Origin of the sequence: Algoriphagus sp. (genome assembly GCF_013373065.1) — a bacterium.
GTDB lineage: Bacteria > Bacteroidota > Bacteroidia > Cytophagales > Cyclobacteriaceae > Algoriphagus.
On sequence record NZ_JABXIN010000033.1, the window covers coordinates 39,998 to 61,695 of the forward strand.

Sequence of the window (21,698 nt, forward strand, 5' to 3'; positions counted from 1 at the left end):
GAATCGCATGGCTCTTTATTTTTTTACTGGTTGTTTGCTTTGACCATGTTCTCAATTTGTTTTTCCACTTTCGTCAAACTCCAATCTCCAGCCGTCTGGCTAGGCGGATAATCCTTGAATGTGGATAAGAAATTAAATGCATAGCCTTGAATGGCAATGATGATAAATGCTCTATCAATATACCAATCATAATATGTATTGGACCCAATCAATGCTTTCTCAAATGGATCCCTTCTCAAATTGAATAGATAAGGGGCTCGAAGTTCTACAAATGGTTCAAGCCAGATTTGAAGTTTATCAGCTCGGTTTTCCTGAAACATTACTTTCCAATCACCAAATCGAAGTGCCGAGATGCTTCCCGCATCAGTAACATAGACAAAACCTTCTCTTGGAGACTCTTTTACCTTACCCGTTAAATAATCAAGTTGATTATGCCCATCAATGTAATTTTTGTAGGTCTTTCCACCATAGGTGAAACCATTCATGATTTTGGACTTGATGTCTGGATCACCACCAGCAGCAGCAAAAGTTGGAAGCCAATCTTCATGAGCTACAATCCCATTTAATGTTACACCAGCAGGGATTTTTCCTGGCCATCTTACAAAGGCAGGAACTCTATACGCTCCTTCCCAACTTGAATTTTTCTCACCATGAAAAGGAGTAGTACCCGCATCTGGCCAAGTATTGTAATGAGGGCCATTATCGGTAGAATAGAATACGATGGTGTTGTCTGCGATTCCCAGTTCGTCCAATAGATCAAGGAGTTCGCCCACGTGCATATCATGCTCGACCATGCCATCACTGTATTCATCTTGACCGGACAAACCGCGATGCTCCTCTTTTACGTGTGTTCGGAAGTGCATCCGTGTAGCATTCCACCAGGTGAAGAAGGGTTTTCCGTCTTCAACTTGCTTCTTGATAAACTCCTTGGCGGCAGCCATACTCTCATCATCGATGGTTTCCATTCGCTTTTTGGTCAATGGCCCCGTATCTTCGATTCGTTGACCACCTTTTCCATCAGCCCAGCTATGTATTACACCTCTTGGACCATAGCGATCTTCAAACTTAGTCCCATCTTTTAAAATCATCCCTGTTGGATAATCTTCATTTTCTGGTTCCTCTTCCGCATTTAAGTGATAGAGATTTCCAAAAAACTCGTCAAAACCATGCATAGTAGGAAGATGTTCATCCAAATCGCCTTGATGGTTTTTACCAAATTGACCGGTAGAATATCCCAAACTCTTCATCACCGTAGCAATAGTGATATCAGAAGCCTGCCATCCTTCCTTAGCTCCAGGCATCCCTACTTTGGTCATACCAGTTCTTACTGGAACATTACCTCCTATAAATGCAGCTCTACCTGCAGTACAGGATTGTTGGGCATAATAATCAGTAAATCCCACCCCCTCTCGGGCAATTCGATCAATATTCGGTGTCATATATCCCATCATACCACGGTTATTGTGGCTGATGTTCCAAGTACCAATATCATCCCCCCATATGACGAGGATATTGGGCTTTTTTTGCTGGGAAAAAGCTGAAAAAGCAATCCCCATTAAAAAGACAAAAATTGAAAAGCGTGTTTTTCGCATACTATGAGTTTTATGTTACGAATAAATTTTATGTAACCTATAAGGTACTATTTTCTTTGTAAAAGTCATATAACTGATTTATTTACATACAAAATCCGAAACCTTACCTGTTAACTTTAATTGGATTTTGGCAAAACTTGCTTGAAAAGATGCTTAATTAGACATGGTTTGGAGGATTGAGCTACATTTTTCAAAAATCCAGATTGATCAAAATTGATAGAGTCTGTTCGATAAAAAATCCTAGATTTTGCCAAAATTTACTTAATCGATACCTGAGGAGTTATGTTTTTCTTTTTGTTTTCACTTCTTATCACTTCATTGAATTAGAATGTTATACCTATGAATAAGTTGTTTTTCTTTTTCGCGTGTATCCTATTGTCTCTCCAGGTAAAAGGTCAGGCTGTTTACCATGATTCTACAGCATTAGTCATTTTAGACAAAGTCTCGGAATACATTGGGGAATTAAATTCTTTAAAGTTCCGGGCTACTATTGAAGAGGATGTGGCTTTTTCGGATAATTATTTGATCAAAGAGTTTAGAACCGCCGAATTTGTATTTCAAGGAGGGAGTCAAATGGCTTCCAAAATCACTCAGCAAGGCAAGGATAATTTCTACTTTTATAATGGAAACCAAGTTGTCTATTACAACTTAGAAGGCAATTATTACGCGGCTGGAGATGCACCTGATAACACCTTGGATATGCTGGATTGGCTAAATGAATCCTTTGGCGTTCACTTAGTCCTTGCTGACTTTTTGTATCCTAATTTCACTTCCAATTTGATGGAATCCATGGATTATATCGAATTCTTGGGAACGGCCATTATTGGCAAGGAAAAAACCTTTCATATAGGTGGTGCTAACAAGGACCTCACTTTCCAAATTTGGATCAGTCAGGATTTACAAAAAAGACCGATAAAGGCATTGATAACTTATTTGGGTGCTCCATATGCAAGACAACTGGAAGTGACATTTGATAAGTGGGAAATCAATCAGGAATATCCAAGTTCCATGTTTGAGTTTTTACCTGGTCCGAATTCAAAACAAATCATCTGGACAAAGAAAAATTGAAACTTTTATGAAATATTTGATAAATAAAACTCAACTAGTTGGCATCTTATTTTTACTAGTATTCACCAGTACTGCTGAGGATTCGCTTGCCCAACGCCTTGCCGGACGTGGTGCTTCGGCACGGCCTGCCGCGTCAAGACCTGCTCCTTCGCGCCCTACTCAGGCAAGACCTACCACGAATAGACCAACCCAAAACTCAAGACCTAACACAACAAACCGAACCAGAGATACCAGACCAAGCGGATCCATTAATGGAGGTTCAAACCGTGTAACCCAATCACCTCGAGTAGAAAGCAAAGTGGGTTCCATCCGAAATGATCAAACTGGAAACCGATTAAACAACAATACTTCAAGGGACCGAAATTCAAACAACCGGGTGAATATTGATAAAAGTCGTGGAGATGTAAATATCAATATCGACAACAGTAGAAATACCATTATCCGAAACCAGAGAAATGTTGCTTACCGCCCACCCTATCGCCCTTATCCAAGACCACCTTACATGTGGGGTGGTTTTGGGTTTTATTGGTACCGCCCCTACTACTACCACCCTTTCACTCCTTTCTATTGGGGACCAGTATGGCATCCTTGGGGCTTTTTCGTAGCCACGCTTGCGGTTACAGCTATCATCGTTTCTGTAGACAATCAGGATTATCACTACGATGAGGGCGTTTTTTATGTAGAAACCTCAGACGGTTATGTAGTAGTTGAAGCTCCACAAGGGGCAAACGTCAAAGTAATTCCAAAGGAATCAGAAACAGTAGAAGTCAGTCCCACCATCAATAACTACTATTACGGAGGAACTTTCTATGAGCAAAAGGATGGCGAATATGTAGTGGTTCCCCCTCCTGCCGGTTCCGTAGTTTCCAATTTACCTGAGGGAGCTGAAGAAGTAAAAGTAGGTGATCAAACCTTCGTTAAATATGGAGACACCTACTACATGCCTGTCCAAGAGGATGGAAAAAACATGTATGAGGTCGTTCAAGTAGAGGAAGAACAGGAACAATAATTTCCTCCGTGTTATTTCAATTCCACAGGTTCAATCGCTGATTCTGACTCTCCTTTTATTTCCTCATATCGACGAATCAGTTCTTGGAGTTTTTCAGGATTACTTTCCGCCAAATTAGTTTGCTGACCTAAATCCTTTTTCAAATTATAGAGTTGATATTCTTTTGAATTTCCTAGCTCAATATTCACATTTCCAAGCACTTCTGGCCCTGGATATGGAGGAATCATGACCCATTCCCCTTGACGAAAGGCCGTTCGGGAAGTAGCTTCCAATACAAACTCAGTTCTTCCGGTTTGGCTTTTTCCCAAAAAAGCGTCCATTAAATCTTGGCTATCTTTGGCAGTTGATGTCGCTCCGATCAATTGCGCGATGGAGCTCATCAAATCAATCTGCGTTACGAATGCATTGGAAACCCCAGGTTGAATTGTCCCTTTCCAATAGGTGGCAAAAGGAACCCGTGTTCCCGCCTCAAATAAGCTGTATTTTCCTCCACGCAAAGATCCCCATGGGGTATGATCCCCTAGCTTTTCAACCGCCTCATCATAGTACCCGTCATTGATTACTGGGCCATTATCACTACTGAAAATAATTAGAGTATTTTCTAGAATCCCTTCCTCTTCGAGTGTTTTCAAAAACTCCCCGATAACCCAATCCGCTTCTAAAATCACATCGCCACGAGGCCCCATTCCTGACTTTCCTACGAATCTAGGATGAGGTGTACGGGGAACATGAGGCTGTTGCATGGCATAATACAAAAAGAATGGTTTCTCTGATTTCGATTGATCCCTTACAAATTGTGTGGCTATTTCCAAAAAATGATCAGCCATATCCACATCACTCCATTTGGCAGCATCTCCCCCTTTCATAAATCCTATCCGAGGAATCCCATTCACAATACTGTTATTATGGCCATGGTGCCATTTCATTTCCAGCATTTCAGGATGGGTCAATGCCGTTGGCTCACCCGGAAAATTTTCCTGATAGTTCACTTCAATGGGGTCACTGGGATCCAATCCGACCACTCTTCCATCTTCAATGTAAACCGTAGGAACACGATCCTGCGTAGCCGCCAAAATGTAAGAATAATCAAATCCTACTTGATTTGGGCCCGGCTTGATTTCCTGATTCCAATCGACATTTCCTAATCCCAATCCCAAATGCCATTTGCCTACAATCCCTGTGTTGTAACCATTCTCTTGAAGCATTCTAGGAAGCGTATATTGGGCTGTATCAATCAATAAAGGAGCGGTACCGGGAAGAATTTTGGCATTTTTATTTCGCCAAGGATAGGTCCCAGTCAATAAAGCATAACGGCTTGGTGTGCAGGTTGCCGAAGAAGCATAGCCATTGGTAAAGCGTATCCCCTCATTGAAAAGACGGTCCATATTGGGTGTTTCTAATGTGCCCGACTGATAAGCACTTACATCTCCATAGCCCAAATCATCCATGTAAATGATTACAATATTGGGCTTTTCAGCTTTATTATCCTCTTTTAATTCTCCAGATCGGCAAGAGAAAAGACCAATGACCACAGCTAAAGTAAAGAGAGAAGCAATTTTTAATTTTGACATGGCAGGATGATTAGAACCAATAGGATGGCGAATTCAATTTTCAAATTGCTGAAAAAGAGAAAGAATTACTAGAGCAGGGTCTTTTTTCATTTAAATTCTGAATCCACATAGTACATGATCGGTTAGTGATGAAGAAATTTTTCCCCTAATTTTAATTCAAACCCAAAACAATTGAGCATGAAAAAACTCATCACTTTCTTCCTTGCTGGAGGTTTGATTTTCTCCGCTTGGGGACAAGGAACCCAACTGCTTCGGCAGCCAAGTCTCAGTCAAAATGAGATCGTATTTGTCTATGCAAATGACCTTTGGAAAGTATCCCGAAATGGAGGACAGGCCATACGACTAACCTCCAATGAAGGAGAGGAAAGCCTGCCTCATTTTTCACCGGATGGGAAACACATCGCCTTTACTGGAGAATATGATGGCAATGTGGACGTTTATGTTATTCCATCAGAAGGAGGCGAACCAAAGCGACTAACCTGGCATCCCGGAAATGATCAGGTAACGGGTTGGTCTCCTGATGGACAAAAGGTCATTTTCTCCTCTGCGCGAGAGAGTCACCCCACTCAAGAATCGAAGTTTTATGAAATTCCTGTTACTGGAGGAATGCCACAAGCTTTGGAAATTCCCAGAGCAGTCAATGGGGAAATTTCACCAGACGGTTCGCACATTGCCTACCAGCAGATTTCCTTTTGGGATCCGGAATGGAGAAACCACCGCGGAGGACAAGCCAAACCGATCTGGATTGTGGATCGAAAAAGCTTGGATTTGACCATGACACCTCAGCTAGATGGGGAGCGGCATACAGACCCGGTTTGGTTTGGAAACAAAGTGTATTACATCTCGGAAAGGGATTATTTGGCCAACCTTTGGTCTTTTGATCCTGCTACGGGACAAGAAAAGCAAGAAACCTTTTTAAAGGATTTTGACATCAAAAGCATTGATGCAGGACCGGATGCGATTATTTTGGAGCAAGGGGGTTACCTCCACTTATACAATCCTTCAGATGGCTCACTCAAACAAGTTCCAATTGAAGTCAAAGGCGACTTCTTTTGGGCTCGGGAGCGATGGGTAGATGTATCTGCGAACCAATTGCAAAATGCCTATCTCTCTCCTTCGGGTCAGCGGGCTTTGTTTGAATTCCGAGGGGAAATTATCTCCATTCCAAAGGAAAATGGAGCTGGACGCAATATTACCAACTCCTCTGCCTCGGCGGAGCGTGCCCCCTCCTGGTCTCCAGATGGACAAAAAATCGCCTATTTCTCTGATGCTAGCGGGGAATACCAATTGGTTATCACGGACCAAACAGGCAGCAAAATCGAAAAGACCATCAGCATTCCTGACCCTAGCTTTTTCTTCCAGCCAGAATGGGCTCCGGATGGACGGCATTTAGCCTTTACGGATACCGATTATCAAATCTGGATCGTAAATGTTGAAACAGGAAATGCACGGGTAGTGGAAACGGATCGCTTTGCCCATCCCAATCGAAGTATGAATCCGGTTTGGTCTCCTGATGGAAATTGGATTGCCTATGCAAAACTGATGGAAAATCAGTTTAAATCCATTTTTGTCCTGAATGTGGATACCAATGAAAAAATCCAAATCAGTGATCAATTAGCAGATGCCATTTCTCCCGTTTGGGATGAAAGCGGAAAATACCTGTATTTCCTAGCCTCCACAGATTATGGTCTGAATTCAGGCTGGTTAGATATGAGTAGCTACGACCGACCTCTGACCCGCAGCTTGTATTTTGCGATTTTGGACTCAACGGAAAAGTCTCCCCTTTTACCCCAAAGTGATGAAGAAGCTGCCAAAGAAGAGGAGAAAAAAGAAGATAAAAGCGGAGTAACGGTCACAATCGATCCTGTAAATCTTGACCGCCGAATTGTCGCCATAGATATTCCGGCTAGAAACTATACCGAATTAGCGCCTGCCCCGAGCGGATCTGTTTTTTACACCGAAAGCATCCCTAACGAAGGCACTGTCTTGAAGAAGTATGATTTGAAAAAGCGGAAATCAGAAGACTTCCTAAGTCGGGTAAATGAAGTAATAGTTTCCAAGGATCGAAAGTCCTTACTCTATCGTTCCGGATCAACCTGGGGAATCGTCGATACCAACGGGGGTGGGAAAAAGCCCGGGGATGGAGCCTTGAAAGCCATTGCCTCCATGAAAGTAAAAGTCAATCCACAAGAGGAATGGCAGCAGATTTATCGGGAAGGCTGGCGCTATCAGCGAGACTTCTTATATGTAGACAACGTTCATGGAGCTCCTTGGGATGAGATTTATGAGTGGTACAAGCCTTGGGTTGCGCATGTTCGCCATCGAACCGATATGAATTACATCATTGACATCATTGGAGGAGAAGTAGCTGTTGGCCACTCCTATACAAGAGGAGGAGATTTTCCGGATATTGAGCGGGTTCCTATCGGATTATTGGGAGCGGATTTTGAAGTAGTAAATGGGCATTACCGAATTAACAAAATCTATAACGGAGAAAGTTGGAATCCCAATCTCAATGCCCCGCTGGCACACCCAGGAAATGAAGCCCAAGTTGGAGAGTATGTGGTTGCGGTCAATGGAAAAGCAATTGAAGCCAATATAAACCTGTATTCCTATTTCGAAGGCACAGCCAACCGCTATACCACGATCCACCTTAACTCTAAGCCAGGCCTAGAAGGTGCTCGAATGATCGCGACGGTACCTGTAGCAAATGAAAACCAACTCCGCATGATGGATTGGGTGGAAGGTAACCGAAGAAAGGTAGATGAACTTTCTGATGGCAAATTGGCCTATGTGTATCTTCCTAATACCGGGCAACCTGGGTATACCTATTTCAACCGCTACTACTTTGCGCAGCAGGATAAAAAAGGAGCTGTCATCGACGAGCGGAACAATGGCGGGGGGTCCGCTGCAGACTACATGGTAGATATTATGAGTCGCGAATTGATGGGTTATTTCAATTCCAGAGTAAAAGGAAACGCACCGTTTACCCAGCCTATTTCAGGAATTTGGGGACCAAAAGTGATGTTGATCAACGGCCGTGCAGGTTCCGGCGGAGACTTACTTCCCTACTTGTTCAACAAAATGGAAATTGGACCTTTAATCGGTACCAAGACCTGGGGCGGTTTGGTGGGTACTTGGGATACCCCTCCATTTATTGATGGTGGTAGGATGGTCGCCCCGCGTGGGGGATTCTACGATGTGAATGGCGAATGGGCCGTGGAAGGGGTTGGAATTTCTCCTGACATTCCGGTGGAGCAAACTCCAAAAGATGTGGTTGCTGGCAAAGACCCTCAGTTGGAGCGAGCGGTGCAAGAAGCCTTAAGCCGGTTGGCTACTGAAGGGGTTGAATTGAAACCAGAACCAGCCCCTCCTATTCGATACTTTAGACCTAAAAAGGATAATTGAGAAAAAATCGAAAGAGACTGTCTCGAAAGTCGTTTTTTGTCAGGCCTCGCCTGCCTGCCTTTGCCGGCAAGCGGGCGAGGCCTATTTTTGGTTTATTTTACAACGTTTCGACTCCGCTCAACGTGACAAAGGGCATTTATGTGACACCCTCTTTTTTTGATTATTTCTATCAAATGAAAAAACTTAACTTGAATTCGATAAGTTGTTTACTTTAGGTTTTTTGATTTCCAACAAAATTAAATTTTACACACATGAAACATTTAAAACTTCTAACCTTCCTTGGTCTTTTTGTTTTTTTGGCCTCGGCCTCTTACGGACAAAGTTTAAAGATGCCGAAAATGGATCTTGCATCCCAGGTGCTGGGAATTTTGGATAATACCAAAGGATTAGGCTTGTCAGCTGACCAGGAAAGTAAATTGAAAACTGATAACAAGTCGTTTGTGGACGAGCTAATGAATATCACGGGAAGCAATGCTTCAGATGATGATAAAAAAGCCAGTATTCTGGGACTTAAAAACAAGCGAACAAAGTTTTTAACGGACTTGCTAGGCAGTGATCTATTTAAAAAATATTCCGGGCAAATTTTAAAAGGAATTAATCCACTCAAATCCAAACTCGGGTTAGCCGCCCTGGCCTTTTAGATTTGAAAAAAGATAAAAAAGAGTCGTGTCAATTATGGCACGACTCTTTTCATTTTACGAGGGTTCACCCCTATTGATTCTTCTTTGCCGCTTTCTTCTCCTCTTTTTCTAGGTTTTTAAAATATTTCCGGAATAAGAAATTAGAGCGCATGGCTTCCATATTGGTATTGAAGCGCTCGGTGCTACTTTCTAAATTGATAAGGGTTTGCATCAGGGTGTTTCTAAAAAGGGAATCCTTAAGAATCAAACCAACCGTCCCTTCTCCCTCCTGAATATCATCCAATATTACCCTCAAATCGGCCATCACATCCTTTGCCTCCTGAGTAGTAGATGCTAATTCCTGCAAGGTTGTTTCGACATTTTGAACCATCAGAGAGTCTGATATCAGAGAAGCTGCCAAGCCATCTCCTTCTTGAATATTATCCAACAAATCCTTTCCGGCTTGAGCCATTTGGGCAGCTTGATTGCCGGCACGGGTAAAGGATTGGATGGTTCCTCGCAGTTCATGTACTAAAAGTGTGTCTGAAATAGTATTCCAAAAATTCTCATTCTGATTGAGTTTTTTAGTGATTTCAGCCAAATTCATCAAGGTCGTCTCCAAGTATCCTCCTGAGGTATTCAGTTGACGAATCATGTCTTCCGTAGCAACTTGGGACATTGGGTATAAAACATCGCCTTCTTCAATCGGAGGAGCCTCCTCCTCTTGCGGATGAATTTGGATAATCTTATTTCCCATGAGACCATCAGTATTGATGGTGGTGAGTGAGTTATTGGGGATGTAGGGTGCCATGGATTTGTGAATCAACAGTCTCACACTTATGATATTCTCATCCTGAAAATCAATGTCACTCACAGTCCCAACGGTCATTCCCTTGAAACGTACATTATTCCCTGTCAATAAGCCATTTACATCCTTTAATTCGACATATACACTCATGGATGTACCCAAAATATTCTGGTTTTTCCCGATCATATATAAAGAAAACACCAGGAACATCAGACCTGCGAGTACCAAGGCTCCCAATTTGGCATTTGCTATTTTCTTCTCGTTTTTCATAATCCTTCAAAAAAATCCCGGACTTTGGGATCTGTGTTTTTTAATAGTTCATCAAAACTTCCCTCTGCATAATTTTTTCCATCAATCAGCATAATCACCCGATTCCCCGTCATCCGAATACAGTTCATATCATGCGAAATAATGATGGCAGCCGTTTTATATTTTTTTTGAATGCTAAGCATCAATTCATTGATTTCTCGACCGGTGATTGGGTCCAACCCCGTTGTCGGTTCATCATATAAAATCACTTTCGGCTTCAAAATCAGTGTTCTCGCTAAAGCGATCCGTTTTCTCATTCCCCCTGATAATTCTGCCGGCATCATATCAATGGTATGCGAAAGCCCCACATCCTCCAAAGCTTCCAAGACGGCTGCTTCCGCTTTTTCCTCCCGTTCTTCTTTGGTCCAATGGCGTCTAAGGGGAAATTCCAGGTTTTGTCGAACAGTCATGGAATCATACAAAGCATTACTTTGGAAGAGAAACCCAACATCAGCCCGAAGCATGTCCATTTCGTCCTGATCCAATTCACTGATATCCTGGTCGAAAATGATAATTTCCCCAGAATCTGGCTCGATCAAACGAATGATACATTTGATCAAGACAGATTTACCGGAACCAGACTTTCCCAAAATAACTAGATTTTCACCTTGGAATAGGGAAAGGGAAAAGTCCCGTAAGACATGGTTTTCACCAAATGACTTGTTGAGCACTTTGACCTCTATGATGGGTTTTTCCGCTTCCATATCCTTAAGTCAATCCCAAAACATCCGCGACCTGCACAGCTACCAGATCCAAAATGAACACCAACAGGGAAGCAACAATCACCGCCGTAGTGGCGGATCGACCCACTCCCTCCGTTCCTTTCTGAGAATTATACCCCTTGTAGGTTCCTACTATTCCAATGGCAAAACCAAAGAAAATCGTCTTCACCATGGAAGGGATAAAATCCCCATAAATCAGCGCATTATAGGCTTGATGCCAATACAAAGACCAGCTTACGTCCCCTTTCAGATTCACCCCCAAATACCCGCCATAAATGGAGATAGCAATTGCTAAACTGGAAAGAATGGGAACCATCACTGTAGATGCCAGAACTCTAGTCACTACTAGGTATTTGAATGGATTGGTACCAGAGACTTCCATGGCATCAATCTGTTCGGTTACCCGCATGGAACCCAGTTCGGCGCCTATACCCGAACCAATCTTCCCGGCACAAATCAAAGCGGTAATAACTGGAGCAATCTCGCGAACCAAGGCTACCGACACCATGGAAGGAATCAATGCCTCCGCTCCAAATTCCAACAAGGTTGGTCTAGTCTGAATGGTCAATACTAATCCCATGATAAAGGCTGTAATACCGACGAGAGAGAAGGTTTTATAGCCAATCCAATAACATTGATTGATGAATTCCTCCCATTCCTGCTTAGGCTTGATTACCTCCCGGAAAAAGCGACCCGTAAATCGGGCAATATCTCCGACTTCCTGAAAGAAGGGGTTATTCAATTTATCTAGTAGTCCCATGGCGAATTATCTATATCCAAGTTCCTCAACTTCTCGCCAATTTTCACCAAAGAACATCAAGTAAAAAGATGATAATTGTCAGCTTATCACCTCAATTCAAGACCAAGACAGCTTAGAAATTTTTAATAGGAAAGCGGATCAAAAACCACACATTTACAATCAAATATCATTTTTATCCCGATTATTTTGCGTCTATCCTATATTTTCAGAATTTTATAGAATTTAAAAAATAAAATGACCATTTTTTATTTCGTTATCGTATAATTTATCAAACTAAAATTGAAGCAAATCTCAATTAACCATGAAAAAACTATCTTTATTTTCTGCCTTCGGTTTTGCCCTGATTCTTTTTTTGCAGGCCATGCCAAAAACTGACACTTCTATTCAGCCTGAACTTAGTGACGATGCCCCTGAAATTCCTGAAAATGTGATGGCCGTCGTTCAACAAAAATGCTATGGATGTCACAACGCAGAATCCAAAAATGAAAAAGGAAAGGAGAAATTGGACTGGGATGAACTGGAATCTGCTAAAAAAGGGAAGGCTTTGGCAACCATGAAAAAAATCACGGAAGTGTTGGAAGAAGGAGAAATGCCTCCTGCGAAATTCCTAGAGCGTAAACCTGAAGGTCAATTAACACCGGAAGAAAAAGCTACCTTGTTGGAATGGAGTACCGGTAAGAAGAAGTAATTCCCATGAATAAAATCTGGAAATATATTGGAATTGGGCTGGTAGTGATTCTACTAGCCCTTCAACTTATTCCTAATGAGTTGCCTCCGGTTCAAACAGAAAATCCAGCAGCAATAGATCATTCTCCCCTATTGGACCCAGAAGTAGCAACTATTTTTAAATCCTCTTGCTACGATTGCCATAGTAACGAGACAGACTACCCTTGGTATTCCCATGTTGTTCCTGTTTCTTGGTTAGTAGCGAAGGATATCCGAGAGGGGCGGGAAGAATTGAATTTTTCAGAATGGGAGAATTATGATCCCCTCGACCAATTGGCAATCCTGGACGATATCTATGGAGAAGTAGAGGAAGAAGAGATGCCCCTACCGATTTATACCATGATTCATTGGGAAGCAAGAATCGGTGCTTTTGAACGTCAAAAAATCATGGATTGGGCAGAGCGAAGCATGGATGAGATTGCGGAGAAAATTGAATGAGTTTTTTTTGTCAACGGTCCACGGTCAATGGTCCATGGAAATTAGTCGAAAGTCCTTGGTTGGTAGACTACTCACTGCCTACTGTAGACTGTAAACTGTCGACCGTGGACTGTTGACTGTCGACTGTCATTCTCCCAATTTCAAAATCCTCCTAGCTCCTTGGATAACTAGTACAAACACGATTGTTCCGATAACTAAATCCGGTTTGTTGGAATCTAGCCAGTGAACCAACAAGCCCGCTACAATCACTCCCAAATTGATAATCACATCATTGGAAGTGAAAATCATACTCGCTTTCATATGAACCTCCTCTTTGCTCTTGGATTTTTGAAGGAGATAAAGGCAATACCCATTGGCTAAAAAGGACAAAAAAGAGATGACTATCATGGTGTTAAAATTCGGGATTTGATCCACGAGAAAAAATCTTCTCAACACCTCCAAAAACCCAAAAACAGCCAAAAAAATCTGAAAATAGCCCGCAATCTTGGCAATCTTTTTCTTTCGAACCAAGGTACTTCCCACTGCATACAAGCTAATCCCATACACAAAAGAATCTGCCAACATATCCAAACTATCCGCGAGTAAGCCCATGGATTTGGATATAATTCCAAAAACGACTTCAATCAGAAAAAACCCGAAATTGATAGCCAATACAGTCCAAAGAAGTTTCCGCTGACGAGTTTCCTTTTGAAAATCCCGAGCCTCTGTTTTTTCTGTAGAAAGCAGCTTTCCTCCTAACTTCAAACCCTCAATAGCCTGCTGAATGGGACTGATTTCCTGATCATGATATACTGTCAGCTCACGCTTCTCCAGATCAAATTCCAAATTTCGAATCCCCGACATCCCATCCAGCTTCATTCGGATCAAATTCTCCTCTGAAGGACAGTCCATTTGGGAAATATGAAAAATGCTTTTTTGCATGGTGGGATGAAGCTATTCTACTATTGCTAGATAAACTCGAAGATACTAAGAGCAAGAAATCAACACCAAGTATTTTGGATTAATTGAAAAGAAGAAACTTAGTCAAAGTTGAACCCTAAAAATTATCGAGTACGAAAAAGCTTTTTGATCTTTTTACCCAATGAGAGTTTCTTTCCTTTGATCTTTTTCTTCTTGGTCTCCAAGTCCTCTCCATAATAATTGTACATGTACTTATTATTCTGGGAGTAGAGATAAGTATTTCCGTATCCGTAGTTATATCCCTCGTAGTGATAACCTGAGTTGATAATACCATTAAAGACCCCATAGACATTGGTTACCTGCTTGTTATTAAACAAGTCGTTGATCATGACCAAGTGATCTTTGTTGGTATAATTTTGACGAACTACATACAAGTTGATATCGAACAAACGCATCAAATCAATGGTCTCAGAAACCAATCCCATTGGCGGTGTATCAAAAATAACCACATCAAATTCCGATTCTAAATAAGCCAAAAAGTCTTTCAATCGCTGTGTTTGCAAGAGTTCAGCTGGATTTGGAGGAATTACTCCCGAAGGCACAAAATAAAGGTTTTCATGCTGCGTAGGAATGACAATATCCTTCGCCTCCACCTTTCCGATCAAGTAAGAAGATAGGCCTACTTTGTCGGAATGATTGAAATAGACAGCTAATTTTGGACGTCGCAAATCCCCTCCAACCACTACAGTTTTCTTCGACCCCAAAGCCATCGCTGATGCTAAGTTTAAAGAGGTAAAGGTTTTTCCTTCTCCGGAAACAGAGGAGGTAACCAAAATTTTCTTGGTGTTTTTTCCACTTGCCAAATAGGTAATCGCAGAACGCAAGGAACGGAAGGATTCAGCTACTGCTGATTTAGGGTGTTCAAGAACCACCTTGTTGGTATCTTTCGTTGAGAAACCAATCACTCCCAATTGCGGAATCATGAAATGTTTCTTCAAGTCTCGTTGATCCTTGATGCTGTCATCAAAAATATCCCGCATCACGATGAAACCAAAAGGAACCAAGAATCCCAAAACAATGGCAAGTGCATAGTTTTGTTGCTTTTTAGGGAATACTAAGGTGCCCTGTTTTGCTGTATCCAAGATGGCATTATCCGATACATTGGATGCCCGTGCGATTCCTGCTTCAGCGCGTTTTTCTAACAAATAGGTATAGAGAGACTCCCGAAGCTTAAACTCCCTGAAAATTCCTGTGTACTGAGATTCGGATTCCGGTAAGGTTGCAAATTCGGCGTCATAATTTGAGATTTCACGCTGAATAGTCCGCTGTTGTTTCCGAGTGTTTTCAATCAGATTGACCACATTTTCAAACAAGGCATCCTGAACCTTCTCCATCTGCACATCAATCTTGATTACTTCCGGATGATTTTCATTGACGGTAGCTAATAATTTTCGCCTATCCTGAGAAAGGGTAACCAAAGTCTGTATCAATCCATTGAGCAAGGGGTCAGGAACTCCAATTACAGAGGGTGCGATCACATCCGAAAAGTCCTTGCTCTTCTGCTCCATGTATCGCTTGATTTCCTCAAAATAGTTGAGCTGATAATCCAATTCGGCATTTTGCTCATCCAGGGAATTCATCTTACTGAGGATGTTGGAAAATTCAGCAGAAACATCCAATAACTTATTCTCTACCTTAAACTCCTGAAGCTCTCGTTCTTTTTGCTTCAAGGAATCCTCCAAGTAGCCCAATTGCTCTTCGATAAAGGCAATGGTATTTTCCTGGATCTTATTTTTTTCATTCAGATCATAATCAATGTAGGACTCCATCAAGGCATTGATATAATCTCGCCCCTTTTCAACCACTTTTGTTGTAGTTGTCAGATTTAAAACCGAACTGTATTGATTTTCAAGACTTACATTAACTGAGCGGGCTAGCCGATCTTCCAAAGCACCAGGACTGATAAACTTAAATATCACAATATCTCCTACCCGTCCAGGGTTTACCAGGTGAACCGTAAACTTCGATCTGGCCGTTTCCACTTCCTGTCCAAAGGTGTAGGTCTTATTAAAAACACTCTCATCGCCTGCTGCTTGAGCCGGGTTAAAATCCAACACACTTCCTTCCGGAGGCATCAACTTGAAATTTTCATCGGAAAGAATCTGCAACTCCACGGGAGTATCGGTCACCTGTAAGTGATTCCAATCCACATCGATGCGAATAGGAGAACGGTCATAAAGCTCAATGTCTTTGATGTTCGTCTTGGCATAGTATTCTACATCAAAATGTAATTTTTTCAAGGCCTCCCGGGCGAGGTTCTTTGAACGTAAGCGAAGGATGTCATTTTCAAGATTGACACCTGAATTAAAAATGTTGGAGCGGTCTAAAATCCGAGCCTCAGGAGAAGTATTGGTCTTGATTACTAGAGAACCGCGAACCTCATATTCTTCAACCGTATAGCGGTGAAATAAATAGGTTGCAATCACAAAAATCAAAATAAAAAGGGTGTACCAAGGCCAATAGCGCGAGTACTTCGCGACGACGTAGCGTATTTCTAATGCTTTTTCTTCATTATCTAATTGGCTGAGGTCGAGCTTCTCCATGACACTTAATTCCCCGTTACTAAGTTAATAAATAACAAAGCAGATGCCAGCAATCCCGCAATGAGTGCCAGAGATGCAGTTAAATTATCAGCCGTTCCGATTTGACGGATTTTCATCGGTTCTATATACAAGATGTCATTGGGCTGAATAAAGTAAAAAGGACTAGCCAGCAAGGCCCGATCATTCAAATTGATTTGATGAATCTTCACTCCCCCATCGTATTGACGGATAAGGAATAGTTTGTTCTTTTTCCCTAAAAGGGTGGTTTCCCCTGAATTAGCCAAGGCATCAAATATGGTAGCCCGGTTTTTATAAATAATCTGAACGCCTACATTATTAAATTCTCCCAAGGTGGTATAGCGGATTCCGGCAATTCGGAGCTTGACATACACTTCCTCCTTAAAGAATTTATTGATCCCTTCTTGGATTTTTACTTTTGCCTGTTCTTCGGTTAATCCCCCAATTTTTATTTTTCCCAGCTTGGGAACCTCCACCATGCCATCTTTATCGATGGAATAACCTATAAAATACAAAGGATCGGATCCTTGTCCTCCGCCTCCTCCTCCAGCTCTCATTCCCCCCATATTTCGGCTATTTTGATAAGAGAATGCTTCTGTCAATTCCTCATCAGAGGTTGCAAAATCAATTTCTACTATATCAAAAGGCTGAAGAATATATTCATAATCTACCTCTGCAAAGGGAATGAATTCATCCAATTCGTAGGAAGTACTATCTGAAAGGTTTTGGAGATAAGTAATCCGCTTATTACTAATACAACTCGAACCTAAAAACGATAAAAAAAGAAAATACAGCGCTATTTTTCTCATAAACTGAAAAGGCCAAAGGCTTTTCAAATATAGGTAAATTGTTGGGGCAGAGAAGAAGATGAATAAAAAAAGAGAAAAGCTCCTGGAAGAAAGACTTGGTTAGACCATTGGATGGTTTATCACGAAATACGATTTACGAAGTACGAGGATAGTGAAGGACGATATGCGATTTACGAAGTACGAGGCTTATTTTTTTTAAATGGGGTTTTATGCCGCCAATCCAGAAGGCACGGATGATTTTTTTATTGAGTAATGTCGAATGATGAATTTTGAATGCTGAATATCGAAGTGAAAATACAGTAACGCCTGAATTACCCCGGAGGGGTAAAAGATTGGTAGCCCAGTATGAGCAAGAAGGAACGACGCGCGAAATGCTGGGCAAAAGAATGTGGAAAGATTTAGCGCTGGACCGAGATTATTGGTTGGAAAGCAGTATGAGGTGCCAGTAAGACGAAGACGAATTTTAAAAAAATAGCAATCATAATACCGTTCGTGAGGACACGAACGGGGGCTGGGAAGTGTATTAATTACGAAATACGATTTACGAAGTACGGCGCATACTAGATTCTTAATGTGTTTTCATATCATCAATTCAGCAAAAAGCTAGAAAAGCGAATGATGAATGTCGAACGTTGGATAGTGAATATCGAAGTGAAAATCCAGTAACGCCTGAATTACCCCGGAGGGGTAAAAGATTGGTAGCCCTGGGTGAGCGAAGCGAAACCCAGGGTGAAGAAATTAATAGAAAAACAGCGCTGGTCCAGGAGTATGGTTAGGAAACGAAGATATGATGCCAGCAAGACGAAGAGGAATTTTAGGGAAAAATTGTAATCAAAACACCTTTCATGAGGACATGAACGGGGGCTGGGGAAATTCTAGATGGATGGATCGCGAATATCGAGGTATTATATTTTCCAAACCCCTACCCCATTTCTGGAAAGAATTCTATTTTTAAAACATGGTAATTCGCAAAGGGACCGAAGAAGATATTCCACAAATCATACAGCTTCTGAAAGAATCACTCGGAGAATCACTCCTTCCCAAATCAGAAGCATTTTGGAGATGGAAACACCTCGACAACCCTTTTGGAACTTCCCCGGTTTTGGTAGCTGAAAAAGAAAATCAAATCATTGGGGTACGAACCTTTCTTCGTTGGCAGTTTACCGATCAAAATAGAATCTATTCAGCCTGTCGTGCAGTTGATACTGCAGTACATCCAAAGAACCAAGGTCAAGGAATCTTCAGCCGCCTGACCCAGGAATTGGTGGAAGAGATGAAAAATGAGGGGGTCCAGTTAATCTTCAACACACCCAATAAAAAAAGCCATCCAGGCTACTTGAAATTAGGTTGGGAAACCTGGGGCAAACTCCCTTTAAAAATCAAACTGAAAGTCCCTAAGTCCTCAAAAAGCTTTTTCCATTCGCAAAATTGGGAAGAAGTTTCTCCCCTTCTTTCAAGACTTGAGGACTTCTCATACACTCGATCCGGAGTTCACACAGATCTTATTCCCGGATATATCCAATGGAGATATCAAAAGTGTCCAATTGTCAAGTATTTCTATTTAAGTGATGGGGAAACCTACTTACTAATTTATAGATTGAAAGAAGGGAAAAAAGGAAAAGAACTTCGAGTCACGGACCTATTTACTTTCTCTGGATTTGACAAAAAGAAATTGCAGACACAATTCCGAGAGTTGATAAAAAACAGTGGAGCGGTTTGGGTAAGTTTTTCTGGCTTAAATTATGATCCAAATGTGCTGAACTTAGGAAGCATTCCCTTGTTGACCCAAGGACCGCTTATCACCCTACGGAAATTACAGGATGATTTGGATCCTCGTTTTTTGGATTGGAAATGGAGCCTCGGGGATTTGGAGTTGTTTTAAATTTTAGAAATACGATTTACGAAGGACAGCCGATGGCTAATTACGAAGTACGGTTTACGAAGGACGAGGCATCCTAGTTCTTTTATGCGGCCTTATATCATCAATCCATCACGCATCTGAGAATGATTTAATTATGAATGTAGAATATCGAAGCATGCCTTCAATAACTCCGTAGGGGTGAAAGATTGGTAGCCCTGGGTGAGCGAAGCGAAACCCAGGGTATAGAAATCAAAATTCAAACGGCGCCGGCCCGAGAGTATTGTTAGGAAGCGAGAACAAAATGCCAGCAAGGCGAAGACGAATTTTTGAAAAAACACAATCAGAATACCGTTCGTGAGGACACGAACGAGGGCGGTAGATTTTTTTCGGATTGCAAATCCTACAATATCGGTTCGGGATTATAAATACCGAACAGTAGAAACAATTAAATAATGAATATCGAATGATGAATGTTGAATATCGAAGTATGCCGCTTAAAAATCCCAGAGGGATGAAATATTGGTAGCCCAGTATGAGCAAGGAGGAACGACGCGCGAAATGCTGGGCAAAAAACGTAAATAATTTTAGCGCTGGCCCGGAATTATTGGTTGAAAACGAAGATTTGATGCCAGCAAGACGAAGACGAGTCATTTTTGAAACAATGATTTCTATTGATTTATTTCTTCACATTATAAAGCCCTTGGAGGGTTATAGTGATGAGAAGATTTTTCGGATTACAAATCCTACAATATCGGTTCGGAATTATAAATACCGAACAACAGAAATAATTAAATGATGAATGTCGAATGATGAATGTTAAATATCGAAGTAATATTGGAATGCCGCTTAAAAACCCCGTAGGGGTGAAATATTGGTAGCCCAGTATGAGCAAGGAGGAACGACGCGCGAAATGCTGGGCAAAAAAACGTAAATAATTTTAGTGCTGGCCCGAAATCATTTTTTGGAAAAGACAGCTAAATGCCAGAAAGACGAAGACGAATATTTGAAAAAAGGAGAATGAAAAAAATGCTATATGGAAACCGTTTGTGAGGACACGAACGGGGACTAGTTGAATTTTTGAATGATGAATATTGAATATCTAAGTCCTATATTTCCCAACCCCTATCCCATTTCTAGAAAGAATTCTATTTTTAAAACATGGTAATTCGCAAAGGGACCGAAGAAGATATTCCCCAAATCATACAGCTTCTAAAAGAATCACTAGGAGAATCACTTCTTCCCAAAACAGAAGCTTTTTGGAAATGGAAACACTTCGACAATCCCTTTGGGCCATCCCCGGTTTTGCTGGCCGAAAAAGAAAATCAAATCATAGGGGTACGGGCCTTCCTCCGTTGGCAATTTACAGATCAAAATAAAAACTATCGGGCCTGCAGAGCGGTTGATACCGCCGTACATCCAAAGTACCAAGGCCAAGGAATTTTTAGCCGCCTGACCCAGGAATTGGTGGAAGAGATGAAAAATGAAGGGGTCCAGTTAATCTTTAATACACCCAATAAAAAAAGCCATCCAGGCTACTTGAAATTAGGTTGGGAAACTTGGGGTAAACTCCCGTTAAAAATCAAACTAAAAATCCCTAAATCCTCCAGAAGCCCATTGCCGTCCCAAAACTGGGAAGAGATTTCAACCTTGATTTCAAAACTTGAAGCCCCTACCAATATTCAACTGAGCGTGCACACTAGCCTTATTCCCGGATATATCCGCTGGAGATATCAAGATTGCCCCATTGTCAATTACTCCTTTTTAAGCGATGGAGAAAGCTACTTGCTGATTTATCGACTGAAAGAGGGGAAAAAAGGAAAAGAACTTCGAATTACAGATTTATTTATCCTCTCTGGCTTTGAGAAAAATAAATTGCAGAAACCGTTTAGAGAGTTGATAAAAAATAGTGGAGCCGTATGGGTGAGTTTTTCCGGTTTGAATTATGACACAAAGGTACTGGATCTTGGCAGCATCCCCCTATTAACCCAAGGCCCCCTGATCACCCTACGGAAATTACAGGATGATTTAGATCCAAGATTTTTGGACTGGAAATGGAGCTTAGGGGATTTGGAGTTGTTTTGATTTTAGAATTACGATTTACGAAGGACAGCCGATGGCTAATTACGAAATTCGATTTACGAAGGATGAGGCATCCTAGTTCTTTTATGCGGCCTTATATCATCAATCCATCACGCATCTGAGAATGATTTAATTATGAATGTAGAATGATGAATGTAGAATATCGAAGCATGCCTTCAATAACCCCGTAGGGGTGAAAGATTGGTAGCCCTGGGTGAGCGAAGCGAAACCCAGGGTATATGAATCAACAAAATAAAAAGCGCTGGCCCGGAATTATTGGTTGAAAACGAAGAATTGATGCCAGCAAGACGAAGAAGAGTCATTTTTGAAACCCTCCAAGAGATGGTGTCAATTTGAAAACTTGATTTCCATTGGTTTATTTCTCCACCTTAAAAAC

16 protein-coding genes are annotated in these 21,698 nt (G+C 41.5%); 8 read left to right on the top strand and 8 right to left on the bottom strand.

The genetic code is table 11. The features are described from left to right. Positions 1 to 23: 23 nt before the first annotated feature. The gene (locus HWE15_RS15500) at positions 24 to 1,592 is read right to left on the bottom strand and encodes an arylsulfatase (RefSeq protein WP_290508456.1); all 1,569 of its coding nucleotides are present in this window, start codon (positions 1,590 to 1,592) and stop codon (positions 24 to 26) included. A gap of 339 nt (positions 1,593 to 1,931) precedes the next feature. Between HWE15_RS15500 and HWE15_RS15505 the strand changes: the two genes are divergently transcribed. Beyond that, positions 1,932 to 2,660, top strand: coding sequence for a DUF2092 domain-containing protein (locus HWE15_RS15505; RefSeq protein ID WP_290508457.1), 729 nt, complete (start codon positions 1,932 to 1,934; stop codon positions 2,658 to 2,660). A 7-nt stretch (positions 2,661 to 2,667) separates the two neighbouring features. After that, positions 2,668 to 3,669: a DUF6515 family protein gene (locus HWE15_RS15510; protein WP_290508458.1), complete on the top strand. Its 1,002-nt coding sequence runs from the start codon at positions 2,668 to 2,670 to the stop codon at positions 3,667 to 3,669. Positions 3,670 to 3,680: 11 nt separating this feature from the next. Here HWE15_RS15510 and HWE15_RS15515 read toward each other — a convergent pair whose 3' ends face one another. Then, positions 3,681 to 5,240 carry an arylsulfatase gene (locus tag HWE15_RS15515; protein WP_290508459.1) on the bottom strand — a complete coding sequence of 520 codons (1,560 nt, stop codon included), beginning with the start codon at positions 5,238 to 5,240 and terminating at the stop codon, positions 3,681 to 3,683. Positions 5,241 to 5,417: 177 nt separating this feature from the next. On the opposite strand from HWE15_RS15515, the gene HWE15_RS15520 reads away from it, so the two are divergent. Together HWE15_RS15520 and HWE15_RS15525 are read left to right on the top strand one after the other, a co-directional pair. After that, the gene (locus tag HWE15_RS15520; protein WP_290508460.1) at positions 5,418 to 8,648 is read left to right on the top strand and encodes a S41 family peptidase; all 3,231 of its coding nucleotides are present in this window, start codon (positions 5,418 to 5,420) and stop codon (positions 8,646 to 8,648) included. Between the two features lie 251 nt (positions 8,649 to 8,899). Continuing rightward, positions 8,900 to 9,289 (top strand): hypothetical protein, encoded by a 390-nt coding sequence (locus HWE15_RS15525; RefSeq protein ID WP_290508461.1) that lies wholly within the window; start codon positions 8,900 to 8,902, stop codon positions 9,287 to 9,289. 70 nt (positions 9,290 to 9,359) lie between these two features. Here the strand turns inward: HWE15_RS15525 and HWE15_RS15530 are convergent, their stop codons facing one another. From HWE15_RS15530 to HWE15_RS15540, 3 genes are read right to left on the bottom strand one after another with little or no spacing between them, the layout of a single operon-like run. Next, on the bottom strand, positions 9,360 to 10,346 hold the full coding sequence (locus tag HWE15_RS15530) for an MlaD family protein (RefSeq protein WP_290508462.1): 987 nt from the start codon (positions 10,344 to 10,346) through the stop codon (positions 9,360 to 9,362). Continuing rightward, on the bottom strand, positions 10,343 to 11,089 hold the full coding sequence (locus tag HWE15_RS15535) for an ABC transporter ATP-binding protein (protein WP_290508463.1): 747 nt from the start codon (positions 11,087 to 11,089) through the stop codon (positions 10,343 to 10,345). The genes HWE15_RS15530 and HWE15_RS15535 overlap by 4 nt, the downstream gene beginning before the upstream one ends. Before the next feature lie 4 nt (positions 11,090 to 11,093). Next, positions 11,094 to 11,867 carry an ABC transporter permease gene (locus HWE15_RS15540; RefSeq protein ID WP_290508464.1) on the bottom strand — a complete coding sequence of 258 codons (774 nt, stop codon included), beginning with the start codon at positions 11,865 to 11,867 and terminating at the stop codon, positions 11,094 to 11,096. A 301-nt stretch (positions 11,868 to 12,168) separates the two neighbouring features. Here HWE15_RS15540 and HWE15_RS15545 point away from each other — a divergent pair, with 301 nt between their 5' ends. Beyond that, the gene (locus HWE15_RS15545; RefSeq protein WP_290508465.1) at positions 12,169 to 12,555 is read left to right on the top strand and encodes a heme-binding domain-containing protein; all 387 of its coding nucleotides are present in this window, start codon (positions 12,169 to 12,171) and stop codon (positions 12,553 to 12,555) included. A 5-nt stretch (positions 12,556 to 12,560) separates the two neighbouring features. Then, positions 12,561 to 13,031, top strand: a complete 471-nt coding sequence (locus HWE15_RS15550) for a heme-binding domain-containing protein (RefSeq protein WP_290508466.1) — start codon at positions 12,561 to 12,563, stop codon at positions 13,029 to 13,031. Between the two features lie 126 nt (positions 13,032 to 13,157). Here the strand turns inward: HWE15_RS15550 and HWE15_RS15555 are convergent, their stop codons facing one another. The 3 genes from HWE15_RS15555 to HWE15_RS15565 form a co-directional block, all read right to left on the bottom strand. Then, positions 13,158 to 13,952: a cation transporter gene (locus tag HWE15_RS15555; RefSeq protein ID WP_290508467.1), complete on the bottom strand. Its 795-nt coding sequence runs from the start codon at positions 13,950 to 13,952 to the stop codon at positions 13,158 to 13,160. 122 nt (positions 13,953 to 14,074) lie between these two features. Then, entirely contained in the window at positions 14,075 to 16,534 is a 2,460-nt protein-coding gene (locus HWE15_RS15560; protein ID WP_290508468.1) for a polysaccharide biosynthesis tyrosine autokinase, read from the bottom strand. Positions 16,535 to 16,539: 5 nt separating this feature from the next. Continuing rightward, complete coding sequence (locus tag HWE15_RS15565; protein ID WP_290508469.1) at positions 16,540 to 17,361, bottom strand: polysaccharide biosynthesis/export family protein; 822 nt, start codon at positions 17,359 to 17,361, stop codon at positions 16,540 to 16,542. A gap of 958 nt (positions 17,362 to 18,319) precedes the next feature. Between HWE15_RS15565 and HWE15_RS15570 the strand changes: the two genes are divergently transcribed. Then, a complete protein-coding gene (locus HWE15_RS15570; RefSeq protein WP_290508470.1) occupies positions 18,320 to 19,243 on the top strand; it encodes a GNAT family N-acetyltransferase in 924 nt (307 codons plus the stop codon). A 1,137-nt stretch (positions 19,244 to 20,380) separates the two neighbouring features. Further along, positions 20,381 to 21,304 (top strand): GNAT family N-acetyltransferase, encoded by a 924-nt coding sequence (locus HWE15_RS15575; RefSeq protein ID WP_290508471.1) that lies wholly within the window; start codon positions 20,381 to 20,383, stop codon positions 21,302 to 21,304. The last annotated feature ends 394 nt before the right edge of the window (positions 21,305 to 21,698 follow it).